Origin of the sequence: Vibrio sp. M250220, from assembly GCF_036533795.1 — a bacterium.
Lineage (GTDB): Bacteria > Pseudomonadota > Gammaproteobacteria > Enterobacterales > Vibrionaceae > Vibrio.
Genome location: NZ_JATABI010000144.1, coordinates 1 through 1068 on the forward strand (window position 1 = coordinate 1; position 1068 = coordinate 1068).

Consider the following 1068-nt stretch of genomic DNA (forward strand, 5'->3'; position numbering starts at 1 on the left):
CCATCTTTTAACCGCCCGTAGCCCATATGGGTTTTCGCGACAATGACGGATATTTCACACTCTTGCCACGGAATACGATAGAGCACTTTATCGTGCCATACGTAAACCTCTTGGTTTTGTTTATGAAAGCGTACCGGCATGGCGATGGGCTTAAATAAACTTAAACCCATACAAATGGCGAGAATTGCCAGAACGGTGATATCGACGTAACTGAGTGACCATGTATCTCCAGCGGTGTAAACCATCGAAGTCTTGACAAGCAGCCAGAGCAAGGTAAAGAAAATCACCGCATACACATTATCGCCTCTGCTATGAACAGACCGAACTCGCATATCAATAAATCCTTCATGACCTCCTGCTGAAAACAGTTCAAAAAACTCCCCCATATCTTCACCTTCTTTGTTTTCGTATATGAAGGAAATTTTTTTATTGCCCGGGTTTAATGGCTCTTGTTGCATTAAATGACCATTGGGGTAGTGATCCACGCCGTGTTGGGTAATATGGAAGTTGGGGGTAAAGCCAAAGTCCTCTGGCCCAACCCAATGGTTGGGGCCGACTTGTCTAATCTCACTCATGATGGGTTCTTCCTCCGCGAACAACTCGACTGCCGCTCGACTGAGCGGCAGTGCGGATAAACTGTCGTGAAAAACGTCTAATGCCAATTGCATCGTTTACCTGTCCACTTATGGACCTGTTCTGGCCATTTATGTCTTAGGGGGTTACACCAGAGTGCAAAGTCAGCCGGTCGAAACACAAATACAATCGGTAGAACTAAGATAAAGCGAATCAAAGCGACAAAGTTGCTATACCCTTGCTCTCTTGGTTTATCCGTGTTAACTCCCCCTATTCGTGGCTCTTTACTGATCTCGTACCACAGTGGCTGTTCGTCTGCCATATAGCGGCGAACATACTCCCAATAACCATACATAGGGGCATGACTGCCCATATGGCGAAGTAAACTGAGATATTGATGGCGTTGACCAGTTAAATCGGCATTGACCGCGTGTTGAGGGTTAAGCCAGAGCATTAACTCATAGCCATCTTTTAACCGCCCGTAGCCCATATGGG

At 46.3% G+C, this 1068-nt stretch carries 2 pseudogenes; both read right to left on the reverse strand.

The annotated features are described in order from the left end of the window. A pseudogene (locus QTN94_RS19995) lies at positions 1-575 on the reverse strand (hypothetical protein); the annotation flags it as partial. A gap of 77 nt (positions 576-652) precedes the next feature. Next, positions 653-1068 (reverse strand): annotated as a pseudogene (locus QTN94_RS20000) (hypothetical protein); the annotation flags it as partial.